A 24845-nucleotide genomic window follows, 5' to 3' on the forward strand; every position below is an offset into this window, starting at 1 on the left:
ATGGACACGCACGGCCCGCAGCGGCCCGACGGGCTCGGCATCACGCTCGGCGAGATGCTCCCGCTGAGCGCCCGGCGGCACCCCGACAAGCCCGCCTTCCTCTTCCCCGACGGCAGCGCGCAGACCTTCGCCGAGACCGACGCCCGGGTCGACCGGCTCGTCTCGGCCCTGGCCCGGCAGGGCGTCGGCCGCGGCGACCGCGTGGCGCTGTTCGCGCTCGACTCGCACCGGTACATGGAGGTCGTGCTCGCCTGCGCCAAGACCGGCGCGGTGTTCGTGCCGCTGAACTACCGGCTGACCCGCCCCGAGGTCGACGTGCTGCTGCGCCGGTCGGAGCCGGTCGCGCTGTTCTCCGACGCCCGCTACGCCGGCCTGCTCGACGGCGTCACCGCCGCCCACCCCTCGCTGCGCCTGACGATCACCTTCGACGGGCCGGACGGCGACTACGAGGCCCTCCTCGCCACCGGCGACGACGTCGTCCTGCCGGTCGTCTGCCGCGACGGCGACCCGTTCGCCCTGGCGTTCACCTCGGGCACCACGGGCCTGCCCAAGGGCGTCGTGCAGTCGCAGCGCATGCACAAGAACATGGTCACGATCTGCCTGAACGAGTACCGGATGCGCGAGGACGACGTCCGCTACTGCGCAGCGCCGACCTTCCACGTCTCCGGCGTCTCGGGCCTGCTGGCCGGCGTCACCCGCGGGTTCACCAGCCTGCTGCTGCCGCAGTTCGACGCCGCCACCGTGCACCGGTTCATGGCCGAGGACCGCGTGAACGCCGTCTTCCTCGTGCCCACGATGATCAGCAGCATCCTGCAGCTCGACGGCGTCGACGCGTACGACTACGACCGGCTGGAGCTCATCACCTACGGCGCGGCGCCGATCTCGCCGACCCTGCTGCGCCGGGCGATCGACACCTTCCGCTGCGACTTCCTGCAGGCCTTCGGCGCCGGCACCGAGGCGGGCCTGCAGTCGGTGCTCACCCCCGAGGACCACCGCCGGGCGCTGGCCGGGCGGGAGGAGCTGCTGCGCTCGGCCGGCCGGCCCTCGCTGGGCGTGGCGATGCGGATCGTCGACGAGGAGATGCGCGACCTGCCGCCCGGCGCCGTCGGCGAGGTGGCCACCCGCAGCGACATGGTCATGGACGGCTACCTCGGCATGCCCGAGGACACCGCGCGGGCCTTCCGCGACGGCTGGTTCCGCGCCGGGGACATGGGCTACCTCGACGAGGAGGGCTACCTGTACCTGCACGGGCGCAGCAAGGACATGGTCATCCGCGGCGGGGAGAACATCTACCCGTTCGAGATCGAGACCGTCCTCGCCGAGCACCCCGCCGTCGCGCAGGCCGCCGTCGTCGGCGTCCCCGACGAGCACTGGGGCGAGGCGGTGCGCGCCTTCGTCACGCTGCGCACCGGCGCCACGGTGACGGCCGGGGAGCTCGCCGAGCACTGCCGCGGCCGGCTGGCCCGGTACAAGGTGCCCCGCGACCTCGTGCTCGTCGACGCGATGCCGACCAACGCCAGCGGGAAGATCCTGAAGCGCGAGCTGCGGCTGTGGGACCTCCCAGCCGAACCGGTGGAGAGCCCCGCTCCCGGCCCGGACGCGGCGGCGCAGCCCGCCGGCGCCCGCTGACCGGTCGCGGGGGAGAGGGGACGGGCGCGATGCGCATCGGCATGCGGGTGCAGTACAGCGGCGGCTTCCGGGAGGCCGCGCAGGAGATCGGCGACCTGGAGAAGGCCGGCCTCGACATGGTCTCGATCGCCGAGGCCTACAGCTTCGACGCGGTCAGCCAGCTCGGGTACCTCGCCGCGGTCACCGAGCGGATGGAGCTGACCAGCGGCATCCTCCAGGCGCTCACCCGGACGCCCACGCTGACGGCGATGACGGCGGCGGGCCTGGACTTCGTCTCCGACGGCCGGTTCACCCTGGGCCTGGGCGCCAGCGGGCCGCAGGTGGTCGAGGGCTTCCACGGCGTCCGCTACGACGCGCCGCTGGCCCGGCTGCGGGAGATCGTCGAGGTCTGCCGGATGGTGTGGCGCCGCGAGCGCGTCGTCCACGAGGGCCGGCACTACACGATCCCGCTGCCACCCGACCAGGGCACGGGCCTGGGCAAGCCGCTCAAGCTGATCAACACCCCGGTGCGCGAGCGGATCCCGATCACGCTGGCCTCGATCGGCCCGAAGAACGTCGAGATGACCGCCGAGATCGCCGAGGGCTGGGAGCCGATCTTCTTCGTGCCGGAGAAGGCCCGCGAGACCTGGGGCGCCTCGGTCGACGCCGGCCTCGCCCGGCGGGACCCGGCGCTCGGGCCGCTGGACGTGCGCGTCGGCGTCCCCTGCGCGATCGGGGAGGGGCTGGAGGGCCTGCGCGAGCAGTCCCGCGCCGACCTCGCCCTCTACATCGGCGGCATGGGCGCCCGCGGCAAGAACTTCTACAACGAGCTCACCGTCCGCTACGGCTATCCCGACGCCGCCGCCACCGTGCAGGACCTCTACCTGTCCGGCCGCAAGGACGAGGCCGCCGCCGCGGTGCCCGACGAGATGGTCGCGGCCACCTCGCTGGTCGGCCCGCGGAGCTGGGTCGCCGAGCGGCTGGCCGCCTTCCGCGACGCCGGCGTCACCACGCTCGTCACCTCCCTGGTCCAGCCCGACCGGGCCGACCGGCTGCGCACCGTCGAGCAGCTCAAGCAGCTGGCGCTGGACCTGTGACCGGCGCCCGCCCCACCCCTCCCGGGAGGACCGCCCGATGACCACCGCCCCGGCCGCCCCGGCCACCCTCAACGGGGGCTCGCCGCCGCCGGTGTCCCTCGCGCGCGACGGCGACGTCGCCACGCTCACCCTGGCCAACCCGCGGCGGAAGAACGCGATGACGCCGCAGGCGTGGCGGATGCTGCGCGAGACGCTCGTCGAGGTCGGCCGCTCCGACGCGCGGGTGCTCGTGGTCACCGGCGCGGGCACCGACTTCTGCGCCGGCGCCGACCTCTCCGCCCGCGAGGACCGGCCGACGGCGCCGATGGCGAGCATGGCCGAGGTCAACGACGCGTGCCTGGCGCTGCACCGGCTGCCGGTGCCGACCATCGCCCGGGTCGACGGCGTGGCCGTGGGCGCCGGCATGAACCTCGCCCTCGGCTGCGACTTCGTCGTCGCCACCGACCGCGCCCGGTTCTCCGAGATCTTCGTGCGGCGCGGCATGTCGGTGGACTTCGGCGGCTCCTGGCTGCTGCCCCGGCTGGTCGGCCTGCGCCGGGCCAAGGAGCTCGTGCTGCTCGGCGACATCATCGGCGCCGCCGAGGCCCTGGAGGCCGGGCTGGTGCGCGAGGTGGTCCCGGCCGGGGAGCTCGACGCCACGGTGGCCGCGCTGGCCGCCCGGCTGGCGAGCGGCGCCCCGGTGGCCATGCGGCAGTCCAAGCGGATGCTGACCGACTCCTTCGAGACCGGCCTGGAGCGGGCCCTGGAGGACGAGGCGCGCAGCCAGCAGATCAACTTCGCCACCGACGACCTCGCCGAGGCCGTCGCCGCCTTCCACGACAAGCGCGACCCGCGCTTCACCGGCCGCTGAGCCACCCGGGAGGGACGATGGAGTTCACCTGGACGCCGGAGCAGCTCGACCTCCGCAGCAGCACCCGCCGGCTGCTGGAGACCCGCGCGCCCCTGGCCCGCACCCGCGAGCTGGCCGAGGCCGGGCAGCGCCGCGACGAGGCCGCCTGGAGTGCGATGACCCAGCAGGCCGGCCTGCTCGCCCTCGGCGTCCCCGAGGAGCACGGCGGCGCCGGCGGCTCGCGGGTCGAGCAGTCGCTGGTGTTCGAGGAGGCCGGCCGGGTGCTGCTCGGCGGCCCGCTGCTGCCCACGGTCCTGGCGATCGAGGCGCTGCTGGCCGCCGGCGACGACGCCGCGCTCGAGGAGCACCTGCCCGGCCTGGTCGAGGGCGAGCGCACCGCCACGCTCGCCGTCCTGGGGAGCACCGGCCGCTGGCGGCCGTCGTCGCCGACCACGGTCGCCGCCCGCAGCGGGGACGGCGCGGTGCTCAGCGGCACCGAGGAGCTCGTCCTCGACGGCGCCGACGCCGACCTGCTGCTCGTGCTCGCCCGCGCGGAGGGCGGCCCGACGCTCTACGCCGTCCCCCGGGACGCCGAGGGCGTGACGGTCGAGCGGCTCGACGTCCTCGACCTCACCCGGCCGATGGCCCGGCTGCACCTGGCCGCCGTCCCCGCCCGGCCGCTCGGGCTGACCGGCGGCGGCGCCGGGGTGGTCGAGCGGGTGCACCGCGCGGCCGCCGTCCTGGTCGCCGCCGAGCAGGTCGGGGCCATGGACACCCTGGTGGCCCGCACCGCCGAGTACGCCCGCACCCGGCGCGCCTTCGGCCGGCCGATCGGGGCGTTCCAGGCGGTCAAGCACCGGCTCGCCGACATGGCGGTGCAGCTGGAGATGTCCCGCTCGGCCGCGGCCTGGGCGGCGTTCCAGGATCCCGGCTCGGCCGACGAGGCGTTCGGCGCGGCGGTGGCGGCGTCGTACTGCGGCGAGGCGTTCCTGCAGGCGGCGAAGGACACCATCCAGCTGCACGGCGGCGTCGGCTTCACCTGGGAGCACGACGCGCACCTGTTCCTCCGGCGCGCCCGGGCCGCGGCGACGCTCACCGGGCCGCCGTCGGAGCACCGCGCCGCCCTGGTCCCGCTGGTCCTGCCCGACCTCGTCGCCCCCGGGCACACGGAGGTGCCGTCGTGATCGAGCTGTCCCCCACCGCGACCGAGGACGAGGTGGCCGCGGCCACCGAGCGCTGGCTGCACGAGAACCTGCCGCCGTCCTGGCTCAAGGCCGTCCTCGACGACGACCGCACCGTCGTCGCCGCGCACCTCGCCGACGCCGACGGCATGCGCCGCTGGTTCGCCACGCTCGGTGACGCGGGCCTGGCCACGCCCACCTGGCCGCGCGAGTACGGCGGGCTGGACCTCTCCGCCGAGCAGGCGGCCGCCGTCGCCGACGTGCTCATGCGCTACCGGGCGAACCGGCCGATGGACGACTTCATCGGCCTCACCCTCACCGGCCCGACGGTGCTCGCCCACGGCACGCCGGAGCAAAAGGAGCGGTACCTGCGCCCGATCGCCCGCGGCGAGGAGCGCTGGTGCCAGCTGTTCAGCGAGCCGGGCGCGGGCTCGGACCTCGCGGCGCTGTCCACCCGGGCGGTGCGGCAGGAGGACGGCACCTGGCGCGTCGACGGGCAGAAGGTCTGGAACTCCTTCGCCCACATCGCCGACCGGGGCCTGCTGATGGCCCGCACGTCGCCGGAGAAGCCGAAGCACCACGGCATCTCCTACTTCCTCGTCGACATGCGCACGCCCGGCCTCGAGGTCCGGCCGCTGAAGCAGATGACCGGCGACGCGGAGTTCAACGAGGTCTTCCTCACCGACGTCGTGCTGCCCGCCGACGCGCTGCTCGGCGAGGTCGACGGCGGCTGGGCGGTCGCGATCACCACGCTCATGCAGGAGCGCAACGGCCTCAGCGGCCGGCCCGCCGTCGGGCCCGGCGTCGCCGACGACCTGGCCCGCCGCGCCGCGGCGGCCGGCACCTGGGCCGACCCGGTGCTGCGCGACCGGCTGCTGGCGATGCTGGTCGAGGAGCGGGTGCTGCAGATGACCACCGTGCGCGCCTCGGTCGCCTCCGGCCGCGCGATGGCCGGCGCCGAGGGGTCGATCCGCAAGCTGGTCAGCTCGGGCCTGGAGGAGACCGCCGGGTCACTGGCCGCCGAGGTGGAGCCGGTGACGGCGCTGGGCTGGCCGCAGGGCGCCCCGCTGCCGGCGGCCGCGTATGAGTTCCTGGCCATGAAGCAGACCTCGATCGCCGGCGGCACCTCGGAGATCCAGCGCACGATCATCGCCGAGCGACTCCTCGGCCTGCCCAAGGACCCGGACCCGGAGAAGGACCTGCCCTTCTCCCAGCGCAGCCGCGCCTGACCCGAGGAGCGCCCCGTGACCACCACCGAGACCACCGACGAGACGACGACCCTGCGCCTGGAGCACCCCGAGCCGGGCATCGCCGTCCTCACCCTCGACCGGCCCGAGCGGCTCAACGCTCTCTCGCCGGACCTGCTGCTGGAGCTGCACACCACGCTCGACCGCCTCGCCGTCGACCCCGCCGTGCGGGTGCTCGTGCTCACCGGCGCCGGCCGCGGCTTCTGTGCCGGCCTCGACCTCACCGCCTACGACATGGGCGGCGCCGACCGGCGCGACGACTGGGACAGCCCGCAGCGGCGGCTGGCGCTGCAGAAGTCCATCGCCGCGCTGGTGCCCAAGCTGCGTGCGCTGCCGCAGGTGGTGGTCGCCGCGGTCAACGGCCCTGCGGCCGGCGGGGGACTGGCACTGGCGCTGGCCTCCGACGTCCGGATCGCCGCGGCGAGCGCCCGGTTCAACGTGGCGTTCGTGCGGATCGGGCTGTCGGGCTGCGACATCGGCGTCAGCTGGCTGCTGCCGCGGCTGGTCGGGGCGTCGCGGGCCTTCGAGATGCTGCTCACCGGCCGGTTGGTCGACGCCGCGGAGGCCGACCGCTCGGGCCTGGTCAGCCGCGTCGTCCCCGACGGCGAGGTGCTCGACGCGGCGCTGGAGACCGCGCGGGCGGTGCTCGCCAACTCGCCGATGGGCGTGCGCATGACCAAGGAGGTCATGTGGAGCCAGCTCGAGGTCGGCAGCCTGCAGGCCGGCATCGACCTGGAGAACCGCACGCAGATCCTCACCAGCTACACCCGCGACGCCGACGAGGCGGCCCTGGCCTTCCGCGGCCGCCGCGCCCCGTCCTTCCTCGACGCCTGACGCCCGAGAGGGCCCTTGTAGCGCTCATGGCCCTGTCCGCCTCCCGCGCGCGGAAGGCGGCCACCACCCGCGAGACCGGAGGTCACCGGTGACCACCACCGCCCCGCTCACCCACCGCGACCTGGTCGCCGACACCGCCCGCCGGGTCGTCGCCGAGCACCCGCCGGAGTCCACCCCGCGCGCCGAGTTCCTCGGCGCCTGCTTCGACGCGGGCCTCGCCTGGGTGCACTTCCCGCGCGGGTCCGGCGGGCTCGGCGTCGAGGCGGGCCTGCAGGACGTCGCCGACTCGATCCTGCAGGGCGCCGGCGGGCCGGTGCCGTTCTCGATCAACCCCATGGGCTACGGCATGGCCGGGCCCACGGTCGTCGAGCACGCCCGCCCCGAGGTGGCCGCCGAGCTGCTGCGCCCGCTGGCCACCTGCGAGGAGCTGTGGTGCCAGCTGTTCAGCGAGCCCGGCGCCGGCTCCGACCTCGCCGGCCTGGCCACCCGCGCCGTCCTCGACGGCGACACCTGGGTGGTCACCGGCGCGAAGGTGTGGACGTCGCTGGCGCACCGGGCGCGGCGCGCTCTCCTGCTGGCCCGCACCGATCCCGACGCCCCCAAGCACCGCGGCCTCACCTACTTCGTCCTCGACATGACCGACCCCGGCGTCGAGGTGCGCCCGCTGCGCCAGATGACGGGCGCCGCGGAGTTCAACGAGGTCCACCTGGACGGCGCCCGCATCCCCGACACCCACCGCCTCGGCGAGGTCGGCGACGGCTGGCGGGTGGCCATGACGACGCTGATGAACGAGCGGCGCGCCATCGGCGGGGGCAGCAGCCGACGCGGCAGCGGCAGCATCGGCGCCGCCCTGCAGCTGTGGCGCGAGCGCCCCGACCTGCGCACCCCGGCGCTGCGCGACCGGCTCACCGCGCTGTTCGCCCTCGCCGACGCCGCGCGGCTGACCGGCGAGCGACAGCGGGTCGAGAGCGGCGACCGGCCGATCGGGCCCGAGGGCAGCATCGGCAAGCTCGTCGGCGCCGAGCTCAACCAGGCCGTCTACGACTTCTGCATGGACCTGCTCGGGGTCGAGGCCACGCTCTACGGCTCCTACGACCCGCCGGACGGCGTCGACGACGAGACCGACGAGCACGCCGGCCCGCACGACGTGCAGCGCGCCTTCCTCCGCTCCCGGGCCAACACGATCGAGGGCGGCACGTCGGAGGTGCTGCGCAACATCCTCGGCGAGCGGCTGCTCGGCCTGCCCGGCGACATCCGGGTGGACACCGGCCGGCCGTGGCGCGAGGTGCCCCGTGGCTGAGGCCCCCGCGGCCGAGCGATCGACGGCGGCCCGGCGCGCGACGGCGGCGGGCCCGCTGACCGGCCGGGTCGCCCTCGTCACCGGCGGCGGCCGGGGGATCGGCGCGGCGATCACCGCCGAGCTCGCCCGCTCCGGCGCCGCGGTGGCCTTCACCTACCGCCGCGACCGGGCCGCCGCCGAGGAGCTCGCCGAGGAGCTGGGTGCCGGCGGCGCGGCGGTGCTCGCGGTCGAGGCGTCCGTCGACGACCCCGCCGCCTCCGCCCGCGCCGTCGAGGCCGCCGTCGCGGAGTTCGGCGGCCTGGACCTGCTGGTCAGCAACGCCGGCGTGGCCAGCACGGGCCTGCCGGTGGCCGCGACGACGGCGGAGGAGCTGCAGTGGCTGCTCGCCGTGCACGCCGTCGGGCCGCACCAGCTGGTCCGCGCCGCGCTGCCGCACCTGCGGGCGCACGAGCGCTCCGACGTCGTCGTGGTGAGCAGCATCGCCGTCGGCGACGCCTGGCCGGTGAACGGCGCCCCCTACGCCATGGCGAAGGCCGCGGCCGAGGCCATGGCGCACGTGCTCGCCCGCGAGGAGCGGGCGCACGGCGTGCGGGTCAACATCGTCGCCCCGGGCCTGGTGGACACCGAGATGGGCCGCCGCCTGGTCCGCGCCACGCAGGACGTGACCGACATCCGGCTGCTCGACCCCGGCTCGCCGTTCGGGCGGGTCTGCTCGCCGCAGGACGTCGCCGCCGTCGTCCGCGCGCTGGTCGACCCCGCCTGCTCCTACCTCACCGACCAGCGCGTCGTCGTCGACGGCGGCACCTTCTAAGGAGGACCGGCCCGTGGTCGAGTTCGAGTTCACCGACGAGCAGCGCGCCCTGCGCGAGGTCGCCCGCGACGTCTGCACCCGGTCCGCCCCCGAGGAGGAGGTGCGCCGGCTCATGGGCACCGCCGAGGGCTTCGACCGCGCCGTCTTGCGGCGGCTGGGGTCCGACGTCGGGCTGCTGGGCCTCGCCGTCCCCGAGGAGCACGGCGGCGCCGGCGCCGGGCTGGTCGAGCTCGCGCTGCTGGCCGAGGAGACCGGCCGCACACTGCTGCCCGGCCCGCTCGTGGGCACGGTGGCGCTGGCCGTCCCGGCGCTGCTGGCCACCGGCGACGACGCCGTCGCCAAGGAGCTGCTGCCCGGCGTCGTCGAGGGCACCACCGTGCTCGCGCTGGCCGCCACCGACGACCGCGGCGGCTGGGCGCCGGCCCAGCCCTCGGTCGCCGCCGGCGCCGGCGGGCGGCTCACCGGCGAGCAGGCGCACGTCCTCGACGGAGCCGCCGCCGACGCGCTGCTCGTCCTCGCCGCCGCCGACGACGGCCCCGCGCTGTTCCTCGTCGACGGCGACGCGGCAGGCCTCACCCGCGAGGTCCAGTCCGGCCTCGACCTCACCCGCCGGCAGGCACGGCTGCGCCTCGACGGTGTCGTGGCCCGCCCGGTCGGGTCCGCCGCCGCCGCCACCGCCGCGGCCGCCGTCGCCACCGCCCGGCGCACCGCCGCGGTCGTGCTCGCCGCGGCCGCCGTGGGCAGCGCCCAGCGGATGCTCGACTCCTCGGTCGAGTACGCCCGCCAGCGGCTGCAGTTCGGCCGGCCCATCGGGTCGTTCCAGGCGGTCAAGCACCGCTGCGCGGACATGCTGGTCGACGTCGAGCACGCCCGCTCGGCCGCCTACCACGCCGCCTGGGCCGCCGACGCCGGCACCGACGACCCGGAGCTGGCCGCCGACCTCGCCACCGTGGTCACCGCCGAGGCGCACCTGCGGGTCGCGAAGAGCACCGTCCAGGTGCACGGCGGCATCGGCTTCACCTGGGAGCACCCGACCCACCTGCACTACAAGCGCGCCGTCAGCGACGCCGCGCTGCTCGGCGGGCGGGCGGCAGCCGCCGCCCGGCTGGCCGACGCCGTCCTCGAGCCGGCCTGACCGGCCCCGACCCCGCAGAGGAGACCCCATGAGCGACGAGGTGCTCACCGAGGAGCGCGACGGCGTCCTGGTCGTCACGCTCAACCGGCCGCAGGCGCGCAACGCCGTCAACGAGGCGCTGGCCGCCGCGGTGGCCGAGGCGATGGACCGGCTCGACGAGGAGGAGCACCTGCGCGCCGGCGTGCTCACCGGCGCCGCCGGCACGTTCTGCGCCGGCATGGACCTCAAGGCCTTCGTCCGCGGCGAGACGCCGGTGGTCGCCGGCCGCGGGTTCGCCGGGCTGGTCGAGCGGCCGCCGGCCAAGCCGCTGATCGCCGCCGTCGAGGGCTACGCGCTGGCCGGCGGGTTCGAGATCGTGCTGGCCTGCGACCTCGTCGTCGCCGCCGAGGGCGCGTCCTTCGGCATCCCGGAGGTCAAGCGCAGCCTGGTCGCCGCCGGCGGCGGGCTGCTGCGGCTGCCCCGCCGCATCGCCTACCACCAGGCGATGGAGCTGGCGCTGCTCGGCGACCACGTCCCCGCGCCCCGCATGCGCGAGCTCGGCCTGGTCAACCGGCTGGTCCCCGACGGCACGGCGCTGGACGCCGCGCTGGAGCTCGCCGCCGGCATCGCCGCCAACGGCCCGCTCGCGGTCATCGCCAGCAAGCGGATCGTCGCCTCCGCGCTCGACTGGCCGGAGGAGCAGGGCTGGCGCGAGCAGGAGGTCATCGCCGGGCCGGTCGCGCGCTCGGAGGACGCCCGCGAGGGCGCCACCGCCTTCGCCGAGAAGCGCCCGCCGGTCTGGCGGGGCCGGTGACCGCCGTGCCCGCCACCGGCACCGCGCAGGACGTGCTGCTCGTCGAGCGGGACGGACCGGTCGCCACCGTCACCCTCAACCGGCCCGCCGCGCGCAACGCCCTGTCGGCCGGGCTCATGGCCCGCCTGCGGGAGGCCATGGCGGCGCTCGAGGCCGACGACGACGTCGACGCCGTCGTGCTCACCGGCGCCGACCCCGCCTTCTGCGCCGGGCTGGACCTCAAGCAGCTCGGCAGCAGCGGCGACAACCTGTCCCTCGGGGACGGGGACGGCGGCCGGCCCTCCTGGCACCCGTGGCCGCAGCTGTCCAAGCCGGTCATCGGCGCGGTCAACGGCGCGGCGGTCACCGGCGGCCTGGAGCTCGCCCTCAACTGCGACGTGCTGGTCGCCTCCGAGCGCGCCCGGTTCGCCGACACCCACGCGCGGGTCGGCATCCTGCCCGGCTGGGGGCTGTCGGTGCTGCTGCCGCTCGCCGTCGGCCGCGGCCTGGCCCGCCGGATGAGCCTGACCGGCGACCACCTGCCCGCCGCCGAGGCGCTGCGCGCGGGCCTGGTCACCGAGGTGGTGCCGCACGAGCAGCTGCTGCCCACCGCCCGCCGGCTGGCCGCGACCATCGCCGGCAACGACCGCGCCGCCGTCCGCCGGCTGCTGCGCTCCTACCGCGACATCGAGGCCGAGCTGGTCGGCGACGGCCTCGAGATCGAGGCGGCCACCTGCGCCGAGTGGTCGGCCCGCTACGACCCCGCCGAGGTCGAGCGCCGCCGCGCCGGCCTGCTCGACCGCGGCCGCGCCCAGCTCTCCTGACCCGTCCCCACCCTGGAGGTCCCGTGCTCACCGGTGAGCAGTACAAGGCCACGCTCGACGACGGCCGCGCCACCTACTTCGAGGGCGAGCGGGTCAAGGACCTGCCCGGCCACCCCGTGCTCGGCCAGGTGGTGCAGAACGTGGCCGACGGCTACGACTGGCTGGCCTCGCAGGCGGTCGACGGCGTCAACCCCGCCGCGGGCGTCCCGCGCACGCCCGAGGAGCTGCGCGAGAAGGTCGAGCTGGTGCACACCGCCGGCATGATGGCGCACGTCAACTACACGTCGATCATGACGCTGGCGACGGCGGCCGGGCGGCTGGCGACCACCGCGCCGCAGTACGTCGAGCGGCTCGACGAGGTGGTCCGGACCGCGCAGGCCCGCGACATCCGGATGACCCAGTGCATCACCGACGCCAAGGGCGACCGCTCGCTGCCGCCCACCCGCCAGGACGACCCCGACGCCTACGTGCGCGTGGTCGACCGCGGGCCCGACGGCGTGGTGATCCGCGGCGCGAAGCTGCACATCACCGCCGCCTCCTTCGGCCACGAGCTGATGACCATCCCGACCAAGGCGATGAAGCCGGGGGAGGAGGCCTACGCGATCGCGGCGGTCATCCCGGTCAACGCGCCGGGCGTGAAGATCATCAACACCAGCTACGCGCCGCGGCACCCCGACGTCCGGCACTTCCCGATCTCCGGCCAGGAGCACTTCCCCGAGGGCTTCGTCATCTTCGACGACGTCTTCGTGCCCACCGAGCGGGTGCTGCTCGACGGCGAGACCGAGCAGGCCGCCGTGTTCGCCCACTCGCTGGGCCTGTGGGAGCGGCTGGGCGGGCTGAGCTCCATGGCCGACGGCGCCGACGTGCTCGTGGGGCTGGCGCAGCTGGTCGCCGAGGCCAACGGCCTGGCGCGGATCGGCCACGTCAAGGAGAAGATCTCCGAGATGGTCATCCACGCGACCGTCGTCCGGGCGTGCCTGGAGGCGGCGCTGGTGCACGCCGAGACGGGGGCGCTGGGCGCCGTCTTCCCCAGCGAGCTCTACACCAACGCGGGCAAGTACACCGGCGCCACCGCCTACAACCTCATGGTCCGGCACCTGCACGACATCGCCGGCGCCGCGGTGGTCACCGCGCCCACGCTCGCCGACCTGGAGAACCCCGAGGTCGGCTCGCTCGCCCGCAAGTACATGTCCACGCGGGCCGACGTCGACGGCGAGTACCGCACCCGGCTGTTCCACGCGATCCGCGACCTCACCGCGGACTCCTTCGGCGGCTGGCGGCAGGTCACCAACGTGCAGGCCGGCGGCGGGCTCTACGCCCAGCGGATCGTCACGCGCAAGCACTACGACATGGACGCCGCCAAGCACGCGGCGCTCACCGTCGCAGGACTCGTGGAGGGCGCCCGCGGCCCCAGCCGCGGCGTCTAGCGCACGGGCGCGGAGAGGCCCCCGGGCGGCGCCCGGGGGCCTCTCCGGCGTGCCCGCGACCGGGCCGCCCGACCGCGGACGGGGGCGTCCCGGAGGGCCCTTGACAGTGTCCTGGCTCACTGCCAATGTGACACCGACGTCACTGTCACTCTCTGCTCGCCGGACCGGACGGACCCCCTCCGCGAGCCCGGCCGACCGGCCCGTGCCGGCGGTCCCCGACCCCTCGAGGAGCTCCCCGGATGCTGACCGGACAGCAGTACAAGGACTCGCTGAAGGACGGCCGGAAGGTCTACTTCCAGGGCCGGCAGATCGAGGACATGGAGACCGAGCCGGCGCTCGCGGTCCCGCTGCAGGTGGCCGCCGACGGCTACGACAAGCACTACTCGAGCGAGCCCGGCGCGGTGAACCCGCTCATCGACGCCCCGCGGTCCCCCGAGGAGCTCCGGGACAAGATCCCGGTGTTCATGGAGATGGACCTGCTGCTCAACGTCACCTACCAGTCGCTGATGACGCTGCTGGTGGCCGCGCCGCGGATCGAGGCCGTGGCGCCGCAGTACGTCGAGCGCATCACCGCCTACGTCGAGGACGCCAAGCGCCGCGACATCCGGATCACCGAGTGCATCACCGACGCCAAGGGCAACCGCAGCCGGCACCCCGCCGCCCAGGACGACCCCGACTCCTACGTGCGGGTGGTCGACCGGACCGCCGACGGCGTGGTCATCCGCGGCGCCAAGCTGCACATCAGCGCCGCCGCGCTCGGCCACGACCTCATGGTCATGCCCACCAAGAACATGCGGCCGGGCGAGGAGGACTGGGCGATCTGCGCCGCGGTGCCGGTGAACGCGCCGGGCGTGCACATCACCAACACCAGCTACCACCCCTACGGCCGCGACGAGCGCGACCACCCCACCAGCGCCAAGATCAGCGTGCCCGACAGCATGTGCATCTTCGACGACGTCTTCGTGCCCCACGAGCGCGTCTTCCTCGACGGCCAGGCCGAGCAGGCGGCCGTCTTCGCCCACTCCCTGGGCCTGTGGGAGCGCCTCGGCGGCACCGCGTTCATGGTCGAGCAGGCCGACGAGCTGGTGGGCCTCGCGCAGCTGATCGCCGAGGCCAACGGCGCGGCCAAGATCTCGCACATCCGCGAGAAGATCGACGAGATGATGATCCACGCCACCCTGCTGCGGGCCGGCCTGGAGGCGGCGCTGCTGCACGCGCACGCGACGCCGCAGGGGTACTACTACCCCGACGACATGTACACCAACGTCACCAAGTTCCAGGGTGCCGCGCAGTTCTCGAAGATGGTGCGTCACCTGCACGAGATCGCCGGCGGGGCCGTGCTCACCGCGCCGTCGAACTCCGACTTCGAGAACGAGACGCTCGCGCCGTTCCTCGAGAAGTACATGTCCACCGGCGACGACGTCAGCGGCCGGTACCGGACCCAGCTGTTCCACGCGATCCGCGACACCACCGCGGACGCCTACGGCGGCTGGCACCACGTCACCAACCTGCAGTCCGGCGGCGGCATGTTCGCCCAGCGGCTGGTGACCCGCCGGCACTACGACATGGACCGCGCCAAGCAGCTGGCCCTCAAGGCCGCCGGGCTCACCGGCGCCTGACCGCCCTCCCGGTCCCGCGGCGGCGTCCGACGCCGCCGCGGCCGGACCCGGGCGCGCCCGCCCGCGGCGCCGCCCGCCCCCCGACAGCCCGCCCGGCGACGACGCCGGGCGGACCGCCGACGACAGGATGACCCCCCTTGCGCACCAGGAAGACCCTCGCCGGATGTGCGGCGCTCGCCGTCACCCTCACCGCCTGCAGCCAGCCGGCGGCGGACACCGACACCTCCGGCGGCCTGTCCGGCGACCCCGTGGTCCTCGGCGTCCAGTCCCAGGACACCGGGCCCTCGGCGTACCCGCAGAGCACCTACGGGGCCGAGGCGGCGGAGTGGTACGTCAACAACGAGCTCGGCGGGATCGGCGGGCGGCCGCTGGAGCTCGACGTCTGCTCCGGTGACGGGACGCCGGAGACCGGGGTGAGCTGCGCGAACGGGTTCGTCAGCTCCGACGTCCCGGTCGTGTTCGACGCCTACGACCAGGCCAGCGTCGGGGCGATGACGCCGATCCTCGGCGAGGCGGGCATCCCGATCGTGGGCACGCTCGCCGGCCAGGGAGTGGCGGAGGCCGCCGAGTACGGCACCGCCTTCTACTTCTCCGGCCCGCTGGAGACCAGCGCGCTCGGCATGGTCACGGTGCTGGCCGACCAGGGCGCCTCGACGGCGGCGCTGGCGGTCAACGACGTCCCCTCGTCGCACGGCTACGTCGACGACCTGGTCAAGCCGCTCGCCGGCGAGCTCGGTCTCGACGTCACCGGCGTCTACACCACCGTCGACAACCTCAACTACCAGGTGCTCGCCCAGACCGAGCTCGCGGGCGAGCCCGACGTCGCGGGCGTCATCTCACTGCCCGAGGAGGCGTGCACCGGCCTGGTCCAGGCGCTGCGCCAGAACGGCTTCGAGGGCACCGTCTTCGCCGGGTCGTGCTCGCAGTTCATCGAGCAGCTGGCCGGCGAGGCGGCCGGGGCGATCGTGCAGCCCCGCCTGTGGGTGCCGCGGTCCTACGACAACGCGCCCGCCGAGGTGCAGGAGCAGCTCGACGCGTTCGCCGAGGCCATGGAGGCCGTCGGGTACGAGGACGAGCAGTCGGCCCGGTCGCTGTACTCCTTCGCCGGCATCGTCAACCTCGCGAACATCCTCGACGAGGTCGAGGGCGAGCTCACCGCGCAGGCGGTCACCGACGCCATGAAGGGCGTCCGCGACCTCCCGAGCTTCCTCGGCCCGGAGGTCACCTGCGACGGCGAGCAGTGGCCCGGCCGCCCGGGTGCCTGCAGCCACGAGGCGATCTTCTTCGAGGTCCAGGACGACGGGACGTTGGCGCCCGTCTCCGAGGACGGCTTCACCGAGCTCGACACCGCCGTCGCCGAGCGCGTCGTCGGCACCTGACCCCGCCCGCCCGCACCCCCGGCCTCCGCTGACCGCGAGGAGTCAACGATGACCACCCTTCTCGAGTTCGCCGCCCTCGGGCTGGGGCTCGGAGCCGTCTACATCGGCCTGTCCACCGGTCTGCTGCTGGTCTACCGGGCCACCGGGATCATCAACTTCGCCCAGGGCGCCATGGCCATGTGGGGCGCCTACGTCTTCGCCCGCGTGCAGGACGACGGCGAGCTGGTGCTGCCGATCGGCACGATCTGGTTCCCCGAGCCGCCGGGCACGGCGGTCGCCCTGCTCGTCGGCCTGGCCAATGCCGTCGTGCTCGGCGTGCTGGCGCACTACCTGGTGTTCCGCCCGGTCCGGCGGGCGCCGGCGCTGGCCCAGGTGGTCGTCTCGATCGGCCTGATGGTCGCGCTGCAGGCGCTGGCGGTCATCCGGTTCGGGCCCAACAGCATCCAGGTGGAGTCGATCCTGCCCACCGGCTCGATCGAGCTCCTCGGCGCCACCGTGCCGCTCCGCGAGCTGACGATGGTGGCGATCATGATCGTCCTCGCGGCGGCGGTCTGGGCCTACCTGCGGCTCACCGCGTCCGGCCGGGCCACCCGCGCGGCATCGGAGAACGAGCGCGGCGCGGTGCTCATGGGCTTCTCGCCCGACCGGCTCGCGCTCATCGCGCTGGTGCTCGCCTCGCTGGTCAGCACGATGGCCGTCGTCATGGGCGGCTCGCTCACCGGCCTGAGCCCGGCCAACTACACGCTGCTGGTCGTCCCGGCCCTCGCCGTCGTGCTCATCGCCCGGCTGGAGTCGATCGGCCTGGCGGTGGCCGGCGCGATCGGGCTGGGGATCATCCAGTCGGAGCTGTCGCTGCTGGCCACCCGCAGCTGGTGGCCGCAGTGGGCGCAGTCGGGCCTGGACCAGGTGCTGCCCTTCCTCCTGGTGATGATCATCCTGTTCGCCTTCGGCAAGCGGCTGCCGGCCCGCGGCTCGCTGCAGTCGGTGCGGCTGCCCGACGTCGTCGTCCCGCGGTTCGTGCCCTGGAAGGCCGCCCTGCTGGTCGGCATCGCCGTCGCCTGCCTGGTGTTCTTCACCCCGAGCTACCGCTTCGGCCTGACGACGTCGCTGATCATCGCGATCCTCGCCCTGTCCTACGTGGTCATCACCGGCTACCTCGGGCAGATCTCGCTGGCCCAGTCGGCGTTCGCCGGCGCCGCCGGGTTCGCCCTGTCGAAGCTGACGACGGCGTGGGACGTGCCCTTCCCGATCGCGATCGTCGTCTGCGCGACGCTGGCGGCGGCGCTGGGCATGCTCGTGGCGCTGCCGGCCTTCCGGATCCGCGGCGTGCAGCTGGCCATCGTCACCATCGCCGCGGCGCTGGCCATCGAGCGGTTCGTCTTCGACAACTACAGCCTGACGCCGCCCACCGGGAACCCGATCGGCCGGCCGACGCTCTTCGGCATCGACTTCGCCATCCGCGAGGGCCGCAACCTCGCCCGGCTGGAGTTCTCGCTGATGGTCCTGGCGATCCTCGTGCTGATGGTGCTGCTGTTCGTCCGCATCGCCCGCGGCGACACCGGCCGCGCCTTCCTCGCCGTCCGCGCCAACGAGCGGGCCGCGGCCTCGGTCGGCATCGACGTCCGGCGCACCAAGCTCATCGGGTTCGGCCTGTCGGCGTTCATCGCCGGCGTCGCCGGGTGCCTGATCGGCTACAGCCGCGGCGAGCTGTCGGCGGAGTCGTTCTCCGTGGTCGTCGGCCTCTCGGTGCTCGCCGTCGCCTACCTCGGCGGGATCACCTCGTTCGGCGGCGCCCTGGTGGCCGGCGTCCTCGGCCCGCTGGGGCTGGTCTACACCGCCCTGCACTCGGTGTTCGACATGGGCAACGCCTACCCGCTGATCACCGGCATCGGGCTGATCCTCACCGCCGTCCTCAACCCCTCGGGCATCGCCGGCGAGACCCGGCACCAGGTCGAGTGGGTCAAGAGGAAGCTGCGCTCCGGCCGCGCCGCGCCCCCGGCGGCCGCCGACGCCGCGCCCGCCCCCGTCCCCGCCGAGAAGCCGAGGGAGACCACCGGTGTCTGAGCCCCGCGCAGGTCTGCACACCACGTCCCTGACCGTCCGCTACGGCGGAGTGGTCGCCAACGCCGACATCTCGCTGTCGGTGGAGCCCGGCCAGGTCGTCGGCCTGATCGGCCCCAACGGCGCGGGGAAGACGACGTTCGTCGACGCCGTCACCGGCTTCACCGCCTGCACCGGCTCCGTGGAACTCGACGGGCAGTCGCTCGACGGGCTGCCCCCGCACCGCCGCCGGGCGCTGGGCCTCACCCGCACCTGGCAGTCGGGGGAGCTGTTCGGCAACCTCACCGTCGCCGAGAACATCCTGGTGGCGGCCCGGCCGGGCGGCGCGGGCGCGCTGTGGCGCGACGTCTTCGGCCGCCGGGACGCCGCAGGGAAGGCGGTGGTCGGCCGCGCGCTCGACGCCGTCGGGCTCACCGGCGTGGCCGGCACCCTCGCCCGCGACCTGACCCTCGGCCAGCAGAAGCTGGTCGGCGTCGCCCGGGCGCTGGCCGGCACCTGCCGGCTGCTGCTGCTCGACGAGCCCGCCGCGGGCCTGGACTCCAACGAGAGCCTCGAGTTCGCCGAGCGGGTGCGCAGCATCGCCGCCCAGGGCCCCGGGGTGCTGCTCATCGACCACGACATGTCGCTGGTGCTCGGCGTCTGCGACGTCGTGTGCGTCCTCGAGTTCGGCAAGCCGATCTTCACCGGGCCGCCCGCGGTGGCCCGCACCGACCCGGCCGTCGTCGCGGCCTACCTGGGAGCCCCGATGGAGACCGTCGATGCCTGACACCACCGCCCCCGACGGCGGCCCGCTGCTCGTCGTCGACGGGCTCACCGCCGGCTACAACGGCGTCCCCGCCATCCGCGACCTGTCGTTCACCGTCGGCGCCGGCGAGGTCGTCTCCGTGCTCGGCCCCAACGGCGCGGGCAAGACGACGTCGCTGCTGGCGATCGTCGGCCTGGTGCCGCCGATGGCCGGGTCGGTCACGGCGCTCGGCCGGCCGGTCAACGTGCGGCGCCCGCACGAGCTGGCCCGGCGCGGCGTGCTGCTGGTCCCCGACGACCGCGGGATCTTCCCCGGCCTCACCGTGCGCGACCACTTCCGGCTGGCCCAGCGCAGGCAGGACCCGGCCCGAGAGGCCGCCGTCCTCGACCGCTTCCCGGCGCTGAAGGGCCTGCTGGGCCGCCGCGTGGGGCTGTGCTCGGGCGGTGAGCAGCAGATGCTCACCATCGCCAAGGCGCTGCTCGGCCGGCCCCGCGTGCTCATGATCGACGAGATGAGCCTCGGGCTCGCGCCCAAGATCGTGCAGGAGATGCTGCCCTCGATCCGCGCGCTGGCCCGCGAGGAGGGCATCGGCGTCGTGCTGGTCGAGCAGCACATCGAGCTCGCCCTGTCGGTGTCCGACCGCGGGGTGATCCTCAACCACGGCCGCGTGGTCCTCGAGGGGGCCGCCCGCGACCTCCTGGCGCACCGCGACCAGGTGGAGGCCGCCTACTTCGGCGCCGACGAGTTCGCCGGGAGCGACGTCCCCGGCGGGGCCGCGGACGGCGGGGCCGGCGGCAGCGGGGCCACCAGCGCCGCGGTGGTGGCCTCCTGACGGAGCGGGGCACGGTCTCGGTCGACGGCGCCGCCGTCGCCTGGGAGCGCTGGCCGGGCGGGGCGCCGTCGCTGGTCCTGGTGCACGGCACCTCCGCCCACACCGGCTGGTGGCACGGCACCGTCCCGGCGCTGGCCGGGCGGCACGACGTCGTCGCGCTCGACCTGTCGGGGCACGGCGACAGCGGTCGCCGCGCGCGCTACTCCATGGCCGGCTGGTCGGCCGAGGTGCTCGCCGTGGTCGCCGCGCTCGGCCTGGACCGCCCGGTGCTGGTCGGCCACAGCGTCGGCGGGCTGGTCGCCGCCGGCGCCGCCGCCCGGGCGCCGGAGGCGGTGTCGGGGCTGGTGCTGCTCGACTCGATCCCCGAGGAGCCCGCACGCCCGCCGGAGCCCCCGCCGGCACCCTCCCGGCCGCGCGGGACCCGGGTCTTCCCCGACGTCGCCGCGGCGGTCGCGGCCTACCGCCTCGCCCCGCCGCAGGACGTGGGCGACCTGGCCGCGCTCGCGTACGTGGCCGGGCGCTCCGTGCGGCCGGTGCCCGGCGGCGTGGGGTGGAAGGTCGACGGCGCGATCTTCGACGTCGTGCTGCGCCCCGGCCTCACCGACTCCCTCGACGGCGTGACCTGCCCGGTGTCGGTCGTCCGCGGCGAGCACAGCGCGCTGGTGGGCCCGGACGCCGCGGCGGCGCTGGCGCGCCGGTGGGGCCGGCCGGTGCCGCAGCACACCGTCGCCGGGGCGGCCCACCACCTGGTGCTCGACGACGTCGCGGGCACCCAGCGAGCGCTGCTCGCCGCCCTCGACGACGTCCTCGCGTCCTCCGACGGGTCCGCGCACCGCTAGACCTTGACGTCAACGTCAGGTCAGGCCAGGCTCCGCTGCGTGACGCGTGCCACAGGCCGTGGCACCCCACCGGCCCCGGCCGGTCCCGTCCGCACCACCCGGACTCGAAGGAGAGTCAGATGAAGCGACTGGCGGCCGCATCGGCCGGCGCGGCGGTCCTGCTGTTGGCCACCGCGTGCAGCGAGCCCGCGGCCGACGCGGACTCGAGCGGCGACCTCAGCGGCGACCCCGTGGTGATCGGGGTGCAGTCCCTCGACACCGGCCCGGTCGCCTACCCGCAGAACACCTACGGGGCCGAGGCGGCCGAGTGGTACGTGAACAACGAGCTCGGCGGGATCGGCGGGCGCCCCCTCGAGCTCGACATCTGCTCCGGCGACGGCACACCTGAGACCGGTGTCAATTGCGCGAACGGGTTCGTCAGCTCCGACGTCCCCGTCGTGTTCGACGCCTACGACGGCACGAGCGTCGGCGCGATGACGCCGATCCTCGCCGAGGCGGGCATCCCGATCGTGGGCACGCTCGCCGGCCAGGGAGTGGCGGAGGCCGCCGAGTACGGCACCGCCTTCTACTTCTCCGGCCCACTGGAGACCAGCGCGCTGGGGATGGTCACCGTGCTCTCCGACCAGGGCGCCGCCACCGCCGCGCTCGCCGTCACCGACGCGCCGTCGTCGCACGGCTACGTCGACCAGCTGGTCAAGCCGCTGGGCGAGGAGCTCGGCCTCGACGTCACCGGCGTCTACACCACCGTCGACAACCTGAACTACCAGGTGCTCGCCCAGACCGAGCTGGCCAGCGACCCCGACGTCGCCGGGGTCATCGCCCTCCCGGAGGACGCCTGCACCGGCCTGGTCCAGGCACTCCGGCAGAACGGCTTCGAGGGCACGATGTTCGCCGGCTCCTGCTCCCAGTTCATCGAGGAGCTCGGCGGCGAGGCCGCGGGCGCCATCGTCCAGCCGCGCCTGTGGGTGCCGCGCTCCTACGACAACGCGCCCCCCGAGGTGCAGGAGGAGCTCGACGCCTTCTCCGAGGCCATGGAGGCCGTGGGCTACGAGGACGAGCTGTCGGCCCGGTCGCTGTACTCCTTCGCCGGCATCGTCAACCTCGCCACCATCCTCGACGAGATGGACGGCGAGATCACCGCGCAGGCGGTCACCGACGCGATGAAGGCCGTGCAGGACTTCAAGACGTTCCTCGGGCCCGAGGTGACCTGCGACGGCGAGCAGTGGCCCGGCCGCCCGGGCGCCTGCAGCCACGAGGCGATCTTCTTCGAGGTCCAGGACGACGGGACGCTCGCCCCGGTCGACGACGAGGGCTTCACCGAGCTCGACACCTCGGTCGCCGAGCGCGCGATCACCGGCTGACCACCCGCCCGGGGCCGGCCGCGCGGCCGGCCCCGGGCGCCCGCTCCCCCGCCCCGCCGACGCAGGAGCCCTCCCCGTGACGACGACCAGCACCTCCTGGCCCCTCGGACACCTCTTCGCCCACGCCGCCCGCCGCTGGCCCGACCGGGCGTGCTGGACCACCGTCGACGGCCGGTCGCGCACCTTCGCCGAGGTCGACGAGCGCATCGACCGGATCTGCGACGCGCTCACCGCCCGCGGGGCGCGGAAGGGCGACCGGGTCGCGCTGCTCGACACGGACTCCTTCGCCTACGCCGAGCTGCTCGGCGCCTGCTTCAAGCTCGGCCTCACCTACGTGCCGGTCAACTACCGGCTGGCGCCCTTCGAGATCGAGAACGTCCTGGGCCGGGCGCGGCCGGGCTGGTTCTTCGTCGGCGAGCGCTACCTCGAGACCGCCCGCAAGGTGCTCGGCACGCTGCCCGGCGAGGTGCGGCTCTGGTCGCTCGACGGCTGCCTCGACGACGACGTCGAGACGCTGGTCGCCGAGGGCCGCCCCGTGCCTCCCGAGGTCCGCGTCGAGGACGACGACGTCCTCGGGATCATGTTCACCAGCGGGACCACCGGCCTGCCCAAGGGCGTCGTGCAGAGCGCGCGGATGCTCAAGACGATGCTCTGGATGGGCGGCGAGACCGCGGCCCGCCCCGGCGCGGTGCGCTACACGGCCTCGCCGATCTTCCACATCGCCGGCTGGGCGATCGTCTTCAACCAGGTGGCCCATGGGGCGACGTCACTGATCCACCCGCAGTTCGAGCCCGACGTCGTCGCCCGGGCCATCTCCTCCGGCCTGCTCACCGGCTGCTTCCTCGTGCCCACGATGATCCAGCAGGTGATGGAGGCCGACGGCGGCCCCGGCCCCGGCGAACGGCTGGACACCCTGCTCTACGGCTCCGCGCCGATGCCGCCGAGCCTGCTGCGCCGCGCGCTGGAGCGCTGGCCGTCGGTCGACTTCTACAACCTCTTCGGCGCCGGCACGGAGTCCGGCCTGCAGACCCTGCTGCGCCCCGACGACCACCGCCGCGCCCTCGCGGGGGAGGAGCACCTGCTCGCCTCCGCCGGCCAGCCGATCCTCGGCGTGGACCTGCGCATCCTCGACGACGAGGGCCGCCCGTGCCCGCCCGGCGTCGTCGGCAACATCGCCGCCCGCACCGACTGCGTCATGGACGGCTATCTCGACATGGCCGACCTGACCACCACCGCCCTGCACGACGGCTACTTCTGGGGCGGGGACCGCGGCTGGATGGACGAGCGGGGCTACCTGTTCCTCGGCGGCCGCAGCCGCGACATGATCATCCGCGGCGGGGAGAACATCTACGTCGCCGAGGTGGAGCAGGTGCTCACCGACGTCCCCGGGGTCGCCGACGCCGCCGTCGTGGGCCGGCCCGACGAGACGTGGGGCGAGGTCGTGGTGGCCTTCGTCGAGCACCGCGAGCAGCCGGCACCGACCGTCGAGGCGCTCGAGCAGATGTGCCGCGCGCGGCTGGCGTCCTACAAGGTGCCGGTCGAGTACCACGTGCTCGTGGAGCTGCCCCGCAACCCCACGGGCAAGGTCCGCAAGAACGAGCTCGTCGCCCGCCTCTGAGGTCGCCCGCCTCTGAGGTCGCCCGCCGCCCTGGCCGTCCCGGCGGGTCACCCGGGCCGGACGGCGACGCCGTCGGCCGCGCGGCCCGGTCCGGCGGCCACGGGCCGCCCCGCCGTGCGGGCCCCGGCGGCCAGCACCGCCGCCCCGGCGAGCGCGGCGGCGCCGGCCAGGCACAGCGCCGCCGTGTAGCCGCCGGTCTGCGCCCGCACCGCGCCCACCGCGGCCGGGCCGCCGGCCATGCCGGCCGTGACCACGAGGTTGGAGGCCGCGAGCACCCGCCCGTAGGCCCGGCCGCCGCCGAAGCGCTCGGCCACCAGCAGCGGGTGCAGCACCTGCAGGTTGCCCATCGTCACGCCGAACAGGGCCGCCGCCCCGACGACGGCGGGCGCGCCCGAGGCCACCGCCGTCGCCGCCGTCGCGACGCCCTGCACGGCCAGCAGCGCCACGGCGGCCGGTGCGAGGCGCACCCGCGCGAGCAGCCAGCTGCCGGCCAGGCGCCCGGCGAGGCTCGCCAGGGCGGTCACCGAGACCGCCAGCGCCGCCGTCGCGGTGTCCAGCCGCTGGGTGACCGCGCTGAACAGGTGCGACAGCGTGCCGACCTGCCCGAGCATGCCGAGGGTCAGCGCGGCGGTGACCACCCAGAACCAGCCGGTGCGCAGCGCGGGGCCCACGCCGGGGGCGCCGCCGCCGTCGCCGGCCGGGGGCAGCGGCGGGCCTGCGTCGCCGTCGGGCCGCTGCCCCGCCGACGCAGGGTCGGCGCGCAGCAGCAGCGCGGCCGGGAGGACGGCGACCAGCAGCCCGCCGGCGAGCCACGGCGAGGCGCCGGCGACGCCGAGCTCGTCGACGAGCAGCGCCACCGGCGGGGTGAGGACCGCGCCGCCGATCGGGAGCCCGAGAAAGGCCAGCGACAGCGCCGTGGTGCGGCGGCGGACGAACCAGCGGGCCACCAGCGTGCTGGCCGGGATGGCGGCGGTGGCGGCGAACCCGACGCCGAGGACGGCGTAGGCGGCCAGCAACTCGCCGCTGGTCTGCACCCGGCCGAGGCCGAGCGCGGCCGCGGCGACCAGCACCGCGCCGCCGCCGACCACCCAGCGCGGGTCGAGCCGGTCCAGCAGCGCGGCGACGCCGAGCCCGGACACGCCGCTCACCAGCAGGAAGGCGCCGGTGGCCAGCGAGACGACGGCGACCGGCAGGGCGCCGGGACCGGTGGTCAGCGCCTCGAGGTAGACCGAGACGCCGTAGAAGCTGACGCCGACCGTGACGCCGCTGGTCCACGCGAGCGCCGCGACGACCCGCCAGCCGCCGAACGGGCGCCGGCCGGCCACC

Annotated in this window: 21 protein-coding genes; 20 read left to right on the plus strand and 1 reads right to left on the minus strand. The window is 75.1% G+C overall.

From position 1 onward, the window contains the following. The 20 genes from BUE37_RS13990 to BUE37_RS14085 all read left to right on the plus strand — a co-directional run bounded on the left by BUE37_RS13990 (window position 1) and on the right by BUE37_RS14085 (window position 23519). Window positions 1-1629, plus strand: coding sequence for a class I adenylate-forming enzyme family protein (locus BUE37_RS13990; RefSeq protein ID WP_073420911.1), 1629 nt, complete (start codon window positions 1-3; stop codon window positions 1627-1629). A gap of 29 nt (window positions 1630-1658) precedes the next feature. After that, window positions 1659-2705: an LLM class F420-dependent oxidoreductase gene (locus tag BUE37_RS13995; protein WP_073420912.1), complete on the plus strand. Its 1047-nt coding sequence runs from the start codon at window positions 1659-1661 to the stop codon at window positions 2703-2705. A 37-nt stretch (window positions 2706-2742) separates the two neighbouring features. Beyond that, the gene (locus BUE37_RS14000; RefSeq protein WP_073420913.1) at window positions 2743-3555 is read left to right on the plus strand and encodes an enoyl-CoA hydratase/isomerase family protein; all 813 of its coding nucleotides are present in this window, start codon (window positions 2743-2745) and stop codon (window positions 3553-3555) included. A 17-nt stretch (window positions 3556-3572) separates the two neighbouring features. Further along, window positions 3573-4718 carry an acyl-CoA dehydrogenase family protein gene (locus tag BUE37_RS14005; protein ID WP_073420914.1) on the plus strand — a complete coding sequence of 382 codons (1146 nt, stop codon included), beginning with the start codon at window positions 3573-3575 and terminating at the stop codon, window positions 4716-4718. Continuing rightward, window positions 4715-5944, plus strand: coding sequence for an acyl-CoA dehydrogenase family protein (locus tag BUE37_RS14010; protein ID WP_083628693.1), 1230 nt, complete (start codon window positions 4715-4717; stop codon window positions 5942-5944). The genes BUE37_RS14005 and BUE37_RS14010 overlap by 4 nt, the downstream gene beginning before the upstream one ends. A gap of 15 nt (window positions 5945-5959) precedes the next feature. Continuing rightward, the gene (locus tag BUE37_RS14015) at window positions 5960-6796 is read left to right on the plus strand and encodes an enoyl-CoA hydratase/isomerase family protein (protein ID WP_217651269.1); all 837 of its coding nucleotides are present in this window, start codon (window positions 5960-5962) and stop codon (window positions 6794-6796) included. A gap of 88 nt (window positions 6797-6884) precedes the next feature. Next, the gene (locus BUE37_RS14020) at window positions 6885-8096 is read left to right on the plus strand and encodes an acyl-CoA dehydrogenase family protein (protein ID WP_073420915.1); all 1212 of its coding nucleotides are present in this window, start codon (window positions 6885-6887) and stop codon (window positions 8094-8096) included. After that, window positions 8089-8907, plus strand: coding sequence for an SDR family NAD(P)-dependent oxidoreductase (locus BUE37_RS14025; protein WP_217651270.1), 819 nt, complete (start codon window positions 8089-8091; stop codon window positions 8905-8907). The genes BUE37_RS14020 and BUE37_RS14025 overlap by 8 nt, the downstream gene beginning before the upstream one ends. A 13-nt stretch (window positions 8908-8920) precedes the next feature. Continuing rightward, on the plus strand, window positions 8921-10042 hold the full coding sequence (locus tag BUE37_RS14030) for an acyl-CoA dehydrogenase family protein (protein ID WP_073420916.1): 1122 nt from the start codon (window positions 8921-8923) through the stop codon (window positions 10040-10042). 28 nt (window positions 10043-10070) lie between these two features. After that, window positions 10071-10835 (plus strand): crotonase/enoyl-CoA hydratase family protein, encoded by a 765-nt coding sequence (locus BUE37_RS14035; RefSeq protein ID WP_073420917.1) that lies wholly within the window; start codon window positions 10071-10073, stop codon window positions 10833-10835. 5 nt (window positions 10836-10840) lie between these two features. Beyond that, entirely contained in the window at window positions 10841-11638 is a 798-nt protein-coding gene (locus tag BUE37_RS14040; RefSeq protein WP_073421865.1) for an enoyl-CoA hydratase, read from the plus strand. 23 nt (window positions 11639-11661) lie between these two features. Further along, window positions 11662-13065, plus strand: a complete 1404-nt coding sequence (locus BUE37_RS14045; protein ID WP_073420918.1) for a 4-hydroxyphenylacetate 3-hydroxylase N-terminal domain-containing protein — start codon at window positions 11662-11664, stop codon at window positions 13063-13065. A 239-nt stretch (window positions 13066-13304) separates the two neighbouring features. Then, window positions 13305-14684 carry a 4-hydroxyphenylacetate 3-hydroxylase N-terminal domain-containing protein gene (locus BUE37_RS14050; protein ID WP_073420919.1) on the plus strand — a complete coding sequence of 460 codons (1380 nt, stop codon included), beginning with the start codon at window positions 13305-13307 and terminating at the stop codon, window positions 14682-14684. 137 nt (window positions 14685-14821) lie between these two features. Next, window positions 14822-16063, plus strand: a complete 1242-nt coding sequence (locus BUE37_RS14055; RefSeq protein WP_073420920.1) for an ABC transporter substrate-binding protein — start codon at window positions 14822-14824, stop codon at window positions 16061-16063. Between the two features lie 48 nt (window positions 16064-16111). Continuing rightward, on the plus strand, window positions 16112-18127 hold the full coding sequence (locus BUE37_RS14060) for an ABC transporter permease (protein ID WP_073420921.1): 2016 nt from the start codon (window positions 16112-16114) through the stop codon (window positions 18125-18127). Further along, window positions 18120-18890: an ABC transporter ATP-binding protein gene (locus BUE37_RS14065; protein WP_217651303.1), complete on the plus strand. Its 771-nt coding sequence runs from the start codon at window positions 18120-18122 to the stop codon at window positions 18888-18890. Before BUE37_RS14060 ends, BUE37_RS14065 begins: the two co-directional genes overlap by 8 nt. Further along, window positions 18883-19701, plus strand: a complete 819-nt coding sequence (locus tag BUE37_RS14070; RefSeq protein WP_073420922.1) for an ABC transporter ATP-binding protein — start codon at window positions 18883-18885, stop codon at window positions 19699-19701. Before BUE37_RS14065 ends, BUE37_RS14070 begins: the two co-directional genes overlap by 8 nt. A gap of 77 nt (window positions 19702-19778) precedes the next feature. Continuing rightward, entirely contained in the window at window positions 19779-20540 is a 762-nt protein-coding gene (locus tag BUE37_RS14075) for an alpha/beta fold hydrolase (protein ID WP_281248094.1), read from the plus strand. A gap of 119 nt (window positions 20541-20659) precedes the next feature. After that, entirely contained in the window at window positions 20660-21901 is a 1242-nt protein-coding gene (locus tag BUE37_RS14080; protein WP_073420924.1) for an ABC transporter substrate-binding protein, read from the plus strand. 76 nt (window positions 21902-21977) lie between these two features. Then, window positions 21978-23519: a class I adenylate-forming enzyme family protein gene (locus tag BUE37_RS14085; RefSeq protein WP_073420925.1), complete on the plus strand. Its 1542-nt coding sequence runs from the start codon at window positions 21978-21980 to the stop codon at window positions 23517-23519. 47 nt (window positions 23520-23566) lie between these two features. Here the strand turns inward: BUE37_RS14085 and BUE37_RS14090 are convergent, their stop codons facing one another. After that, on the minus strand, window positions 23567-24844 hold the full coding sequence (locus tag BUE37_RS14090; RefSeq protein ID WP_073420926.1) for an MFS transporter: 1278 nt from the start codon (window positions 24842-24844) through the stop codon (window positions 23567-23569). Between the last annotated feature and the right edge of the window lies 1 nt (window position 24845).

The sequence above is a fragment of the Geodermatophilus nigrescens genome (assembly GCF_900129495.1).
Classification (GTDB): domain Bacteria; phylum Actinomycetota; class Actinomycetes; order Mycobacteriales; family Geodermatophilaceae; genus Geodermatophilus; species Geodermatophilus nigrescens.